This window comes from Cyanobacteriota bacterium (assembly GCA_025054735.1).
GTDB lineage: Bacteria > Cyanobacteriota > Cyanobacteriia > SKYG9 > SKYG9 > SKYG9.
In genome coordinates, this window is the sequence record JANWZG010000232.1 from 1 (window position 1) to 6,256 (window position 6,256).

Below are 6,256 nucleotides of genomic sequence, written 5' to 3' on the forward strand. Positions count from 1 at the left end.
GTCTGTAGGGCGGGTTATGAGTAAGCTTTGGGCTGGATATGTACCTACACAAGCAACACACGGTTATTGATCGCGCTATCCCATGACTAACCTTGCCACCTTAACACCTACTCAACTAAGGGCATGGACGGCTAAGATTCAACAACACTTACAAACTGGACAACAACCGAACTACATTCCTCGGCTGCTAGAAGCAAATCTTACTGACTTGGTGGTGGCAGTCCGCTGTCTAGAGGGTGCAACCTACGTGGTAGGAAATGCCCAAACCCGGTTTGTGCTAATGAGTGTGGTTAAGCCTTTTGTCCTACTGTATTTGCTAGAACATTTTGGCAAGGCAAAGGTATTTCAGCGGGTAGGGTTGGATCCATCTGGGGAGCCATTTAACTCTCTACAGCAACTTCAGGCCGATCGCGGCTTTCCCCGCAATCCTATGATTAATAGCGGTGCCCTTGTGTTGGCATCGATGCTGCCCGGAAATAGCGCTCTGGAACGGTGTAATCGCTTTTGCGACTGGCTTAACCAAACTGCCAATAGCAATTATGTCCTTGATGAGGCGATGGTGATGTCTGTGCGCCAAGGCGGCAGCAAACAAAATCGAGCGCTAACTTCCTTGTTGGCTCAAGCAGGATATGTGGATGACGAAGAGGTGACCCTAGATACCTATAACCATGTTTGTTGCCTGTCAGGTACTGTAATTGACTTAGTGAACTTAGGGCTGCTCTTGGCTGGCAAGCCAGGAGTTGTGATGACCAATCGTCAAATTGTCAATGCCCTGATGCTGACCTGTGGGCTATATGAGATGTCTGGTCGCTATGCCGTGCGAGTCGGATTGCCCGCCAAGTCAGGTGTGAGTGGAGCCTTGCTGGCTGTGGTGCCGAGGGAGGGAGCCATTGCTAGCTATAGCCCCGCCCTCGATGCTGTTGGTAACCCGATCGCAGGTATGTTACTGCTGGAAAAACTCAGCCAATCGTTGTCATTAAGTATTTTCTAATTCTCAGGAGTTGCTTAGCAGCTAGCTAGAGCCTTTGCCAGAGCTTGGGCGGTTTGTAGGCGATCAATAGCACGGGGTGCCGTCACATGGTCAATCACTTGCCGCAACTTGGGAGGAATAGCCTTCACATGGCGGAGATTAAACCGATACTCTTTGCCCTGCTGCTCATAGTACAGTTGGGGGTTCTTGCCCGTCAGCAGAAAAATCAGCGTGGTGCCGATCGCATACAAATCGGACTGAGTAACGGGCGCGCCTCGATCTTGCTCAGGTGAGCTGTAGCCCTCTACACCAATACAGGTGCCTAACGGAGTGCCAATTTCCTTCACGGCTCCGAAATCCAACAAAATCACTTGCTGGTCTTTATGTCGCACCATAATATTGGCGGGCTTAATGTCTCGATGAATAATCGGTGGAGTTTGTTGGTGTAAGTAGGCAAGCACATCACAAAGGTCAATCATCCAGGCGATCGCTTGCTCAGGAGTCATACAGCCTTGAGTAAGCACCTTCTTTTCTAGATCTTGACCATGAATCATTTCCATCACCAAGTATTTCTTCCCTCCTTCCACAAAGAAGTCTAGGAATTTGGGGATCCCTGGATGATTCAAACTGCTGAGAATCCGTGCTTCTCGTTCAAATAATTCTTGAGCTTTGGGGATCCTTGCTACATCAGTGTTCATTTCCTTCAGTACTTGCAAAGGCTGAACACCTCCTAAGGTCAAGCGATTCCATTGCTGGGCTGCTTGGGTATTCCACACTTGGTAGGTAGTGCCCATGCCCCCTTGCCCTAGAATGCCTAAAATTTGATAGTGGCGAATGGTTGCTATTACGCCTAATGGTTCCCCGCAGTGTACACAGAAGCGATGCTCAGATGAGTTGCCTAAATGGTTGCAGGGTTGATTAGGGGCTGTTATCTTGCCACTGTTCAGAGCAGGTGTCCCCTGGTTAGTAAGACTAGCGGATGAGGCTATCTGCACCTGTAGTAACGGCCCATCTACCCCTAGTTGGATTACATCATTATGAGTAACTTGGCCCTGAGAGACGGCGATGCCATTAATGAGCGTGCCATTGCGCCCTTGATTCACTAACTGCCACAGGAGAGATTGCGGAGAGCTACTAACTAGTGTTAGCTCTGCATGATACCGAGACACTTGAGCATGGTTAACCACTACTTGGTTATCGCTAGCCCGTCCAATCCGAATCGTAGAGCTATGGGTAAATTGCCATTTCTGTAACGGGGTTTGGTGATGGGGATCAATGAGGCTGATGGTAATCACAGGCTGTGAGTGACAGGGGGGATGTCATCGTTATCTATGTTCAGGATACATGTTCAGAATATATCTGTTGTCAGGCTGTGATGGCTAGGTCGTATAAAGCTGCATCACATCGGCGATCGCCATACGCGATCGGGCACTCAGAGTTAGGGGTGAGGTGTGACCTTGATTAAGGTGATCTGCTGCTGCACAGGCAATCATGGCGGCATTGTCTGTACAGAACTGCATGGGTGGAAACAGCACCGTGAGGTCATGGTCAGCCGCAACGGCTTGCAAGCGCTGGCGAAGCCCTCGATTGGCAGCTACACCACCGCCAACGGCGATCGTTGATAACTGATGCTCTAGAGCGCAGGCAATTGTCCGTTGGGTGAGGGTATGGGCTACCGTGGCCTGAAAACTGGCGGCTAGGTCAGCGATCGGTAAGGTGTCGGTTTCTTGACGCAATTTTTCTACAAGTCGGGCCATGGCTGTTTTCAAGCCACTAAAGCTGAAATCGTAAGGGTGATAACCACCCCCTGGGAGAGAAATCTGTCCGATCGGCAGTATGAATGCTTGCGGGTTGCCTGTGGGTGCAAGCCGGTCGATTGCAGGCCCCCCTGGATAACCAAGATCTAGAATGCGGGCAACTTTGTCAAAGGCTTCTCCGGCTGCATCATCATGGGTTTTACCTAAGGTGACGTAGTCCCCACAGCCCCGGACGTGAATTAGGCTTGTGTGTCCACCTGATACCAGCAGACAGAGAAATGGAGGTTGCAGGTTAGGGGCACCTAAATAGGAAGCGTAGATGTGACCTTCTAGGTGATGGATGCCCAAGAAGGGCTTATCGTAGAGCATAGCTAGGGTTTTAGCAGCCGTTAGCCCCACGAGCAGTGCCCCAACCAACCCAGGAGCACAGGTGGCGGCAACGCCGTCAATATCTTGCCAGGTTATGCCAGCCGCATCCAAGCACTGAGCGATCGCTAGATTCACTAATTCCAAATGCTGCCGGGATGCAAGTTCAGGAACAACGCCCCCATAGGGTTGGTGTACTGAAATTTGTGACGACACAATGCTACTCAAAATGTAACGATTTTTAACGATCGCCACGGCTGTTTCATCACAACTTGTTTCAATTGCCAAAACGGTTGCCATTGCCTGGTAATGTGATCGAGTAAGTTTTGAAGTTTAGTAACGTAACACTGAGTAACTCTCTGTTACAGCAGCTTGCTGCTTAAGCTTGAGGCTTGACAAATCTGTCGCAAAACGGTTACGTACACGTTGCTATAGATTCATGCAGCTTAGAGATTGTAGCAGTTCGAGATCTAGTGATATACGGTACGTTTAGCCGGAGGAATTCTATAGTTCTTTCGGCGTTATAACTAGCACTAACACATAAACCCCTGCTATCTGCTTAGAAAAGGTAACCATTTATGGGACGATTATTTGCGCTAATTCTAGCTGTTTGTCTCTGGATTGGCTTTGCCGCTCCTGCCTCCGCAGCCTACTATGCTAACCTAACGCCCTGTGGCGAAAATCCCGCCTTTATAGCTAGTGCCCAGGCAGCCACCACTGACCAGGCAAAAGCTCGTTTTGAACGGTATTCTCAAGCATTGTGTGGTGACGATGGTTTGCCTCACTTGATCGCTGACGGCAATATTGCCCATGCAGGTGATTTTGTCATCCCTGGCATCATGTTTCTCTATATTGCTGGTTGGATTGGTTGGGCAGGACGCTCCTACCTCCAAGGTGCGAAGAAGAGTGGCAATCCTGAAGAGAAAGAGATTATTATTGACATTCCTGTTGCTATTCAGTGTTCTTTGAGTGCTGCCCTATGGCCTCTGCTGGCGCTTAAGGAATTCACCACGGGTGAAATGCTGGCTAAGGACGACGAAATTACGTTGTCTCCTCGTTAACAACTGGTTTGTACATGCAGTGATTTTGGAGAATTACCTATGCAGGATCTTCTCAAGTATCTCTCGACTGCCCCTGTGGTGGCGACCGTATGGTTGGTGATCACGGCTGGCATCATTATTGAGTTTAACCGCTTCTTTCCTGACCTCTTGTTCCACCCCATGCCATAGCACTAGTGTGGCTTAACCTTGAGTTTGCATAGTTTGGTAACCCACGATTGTTCAGGCGATCGTGGGTTACTGTTTTCTGGTAAAAGGTATAGCAGACGTGACCAGGAGACTACGTTTTATCCATGAGCACCCCTAACGATCGCAGTGTAGTTCGACCGGCTGGTGATCCCCAGATTGGCAATCTTGCAACTCCAGTGAATTCATCGACCCTTACAGTTTGGTTTATTAATAACTTACCTGCCTATCGGCCTAGTCTATCGCCCCAACGACGAGGGCTAGAAATTGGCATGGCTCACGGCTATCTGCTGCTGGGGCCTTTCTCGCTACTAGGCCCTCTACGTAATTCGGTTGTACCTAACTTGGCAGGATTGCTGGGTACGATCGGCTTAATCGTTATTCTGACGGCTTGCCTGTTTATCTATAGTGCTGTGGGTGTGAAAAAGCCCATTACTACCATCACAGCCCCTAATCCGCCTAAGGAGCTAGAAACTGATGAAGGCTGGAGCCAATTCACTAGTGGTTTTCTAGTGGGTGGTGTTGGCGGAGCCTTGTTTGCCTATTTGATCCTTGGCCTTCTGTCTATCTTCGGCATTTCCTTTAAGGGTGTATTTGGCTAAGTTGTCCATGCCAATTGCCTGGGTAACGGGTGCTACTGGATTTTGGGGACGGAATGTGACCTTGAGTTTGTTGCGGTTGGGGTGGCAGGTGGTTGCCCTCAGCCGCAGTGAACCTGCCGACCTAATGGCTTGGGCTACATCTCGCAACCAGTCCTGTAGGTGGGTTGCCTTTGACTTGAATGCACCAGATTGGGGCGCGCTTGCTGCTCTGGATACTCCTCAAGCCTTATTTCATTGTGCAGTAGCTTGGGATACAGCGATCGCCCCCCTGCTTCAACCCAATGTCGTTACGCCTATCCAGCTGATTGAAACCACCTTGACCCGAATGCAACCAACAGGCTATGGCAGAGTTGGTGTATTTTTAGGTCAGAATGGACGGCTAGGATTGCCAGGGCTAGGGCACTTTAGTGCCACGCAAGCTGCTCTTTGGACATGGGCAGAAGCCAAAAGCCGAGATTTATTAGCCCACAAATCCTTGACAGCAGCCACAACTAGTACCATCACGAATCTCATCCCTAGCTCTACACTTCAGCACCCAACTCTTAATGGTTCAACCTTGTTGCCCGGCTTTTCCCTGTCCTTGGTGTTTCCGCCCCGCGCTCCATCAGAATTGCAGGCACAGCTAGCTGCCCGTCTTCCTAAGCCGCCGCGGATGAAGCCACCCCCTAATGCCGATCGCCTTGTCCGAGGTGTGTTACAGGGTAAGCGTCGGGTTGGTCGTCGTCCTTGGTTGGCTGCCCTTGCTACCCTAACTTGGTAATCTACTGTTTTTCAACTGCAACCATGACCTCACCGATTACCCTAGTTCAACTGACGGATACCCACTTGGTACCCATGAGCATTTCTCGTCTGCGGGGTTTTCCCACTAAGGACTCCCTTGCGGCTGTGCTGGCTGCTATACAACCCTACGAGCCTGACTATCTACTCCTCACTGGAGATTTAGCCGATGCGGGCGATTGGGAAGCCTATCAGCAACTTGTTGCTATGATCACTCCGCTAGGCATTCCCTGCCTGTGGTTACCAGGCAACCATGATTTATACGATCGCCTGGCCCAAACCCTCAACCAACCGCCCTTTGATGCCCGTAAGTCCTTAACGATTGGTCAGTGGCGACTGATTCTTCTTAACTCTGTAATCACCACCAACTGCATTGGTACAGGCCAGCTTAGTGCGAGTACTCTGGCTTGGCTGCATCAGGAACTGCAAGCCCATTCTACCCATCCTACCCTCATTGCTCTACACCACCACCCACTACCCACCCATATTGACTGGCTTGACCAGATTAGCCTCCTAGAGCCAGATACTTTCTTGGCAATG

8 protein-coding genes are annotated in these 6,256 nt (G+C 50.1%); 6 read left to right on the forward strand and 2 right to left on the reverse strand.

What is annotated here, in order from left to right; all coding sequences use genetic code 11:
- Positions 1–82 precede the first annotated feature (82 nt).
- On the forward strand, positions 83–991 hold the full coding sequence (gene glsA, locus NZ772_11820) for a glutaminase A (GenBank protein ID MCS6814234.1): 909 nt from the start codon (positions 83–85) through the stop codon (positions 989–991).
- Between the two features lie 14 nt (positions 992–1,005).
- On the opposite strand, the gene NZ772_11825 is transcribed toward glsA, so the two are convergent.
- Both NZ772_11825 and tsaD read right to left on the reverse strand, forming a co-directional pair.
- Positions 1,006–2,265, reverse strand: coding sequence for a serine/threonine-protein kinase (locus NZ772_11825; protein ID MCS6814235.1), 1,260 nt, complete (start codon positions 2,263–2,265; stop codon positions 1,006–1,008).
- A gap of 84 nt (positions 2,266–2,349) precedes the next feature.
- A complete protein-coding gene (tsaD, locus tag NZ772_11830; protein MCS6814236.1) occupies positions 2,350–3,393 on the reverse strand; it encodes a tRNA (adenosine(37)-N6)-threonylcarbamoyltransferase complex transferase subunit TsaD in 1,044 nt (347 codons plus the stop codon).
- 278 nt (positions 3,394–3,671) lie between these two features.
- On the opposite strand from tsaD, the gene NZ772_11835 reads away from it, so the two are divergent.
- The 5 genes from NZ772_11835 to NZ772_11855 form a co-directional block, all read left to right on the forward strand.
- Positions 3,672–4,154 (forward strand): Photosystem I reaction center subunit III, encoded by a 483-nt coding sequence (locus tag NZ772_11835; protein ID MCS6814237.1) that lies wholly within the window; start codon positions 3,672–3,674, stop codon positions 4,152–4,154.
- 39 nt (positions 4,155–4,193) lie between these two features.
- Positions 4,194–4,322 carry a photosystem I reaction center subunit IX gene (gene psaJ / locus NZ772_11840; GenBank protein ID MCS6814238.1) on the forward strand — a complete coding sequence of 43 codons (129 nt, stop codon included), beginning with the start codon at positions 4,194–4,196 and terminating at the stop codon, positions 4,320–4,322.
- A gap of 122 nt (positions 4,323–4,444) precedes the next feature.
- Positions 4,445–4,939, forward strand: coding sequence for a photosystem I reaction center subunit XI (locus tag NZ772_11845; protein ID MCS6814239.1), 495 nt, complete (start codon positions 4,445–4,447; stop codon positions 4,937–4,939).
- 7 nt (positions 4,940–4,946) lie between these two features.
- Positions 4,947–5,699 (forward strand): NAD-dependent epimerase/dehydratase family protein, encoded by a 753-nt coding sequence (locus tag NZ772_11850; protein MCS6814240.1) that lies wholly within the window; start codon positions 4,947–4,949, stop codon positions 5,697–5,699.
- Between the two features lie 23 nt (positions 5,700–5,722).
- Positions 5,723–6,256 (forward strand): metallophosphoesterase (locus NZ772_11855; protein MCS6814241.1); only part of this gene is annotated, 534 nt, incomplete at its 3' end.

Excerpts from the sequence above, each read along its gene's own strand:
- tsaD (MCS6814236.1), bottom strand. The coding sequence starts at position 3,393 with ATGGCAACCGTTTTGGCAATTGAAACAAGTTGTGATGAAACAGCCGTG.
- NZ772_11845 (MCS6814239.1), top strand. The coding sequence starts at position 4,445 with ATGAGCACCCCTAACGATCGCAGTGTAGTTCGACCGGCTGGTGATCCC.
- psaJ (MCS6814238.1), top strand. The coding sequence starts at position 4,194 with ATGCAGGATCTTCTCAAGTATCTCTCGACTGCCCCTGTGGTGGCGACC.
- NZ772_11850 (MCS6814240.1), top strand. The coding sequence starts at position 4,947 with ATGCCAATTGCCTGGGTAACGGGTGCTACTGGATTTTGGGGACGGAAT.
- glsA (MCS6814234.1), top strand. The coding sequence starts at position 83 with ATGACTAACCTTGCCACCTTAACACCTACTCAACTAAGGGCATGGACG.
- NZ772_11835 (MCS6814237.1), top strand. The coding sequence starts at position 3,672 with ATGGGACGATTATTTGCGCTAATTCTAGCTGTTTGTCTCTGGATTGGC.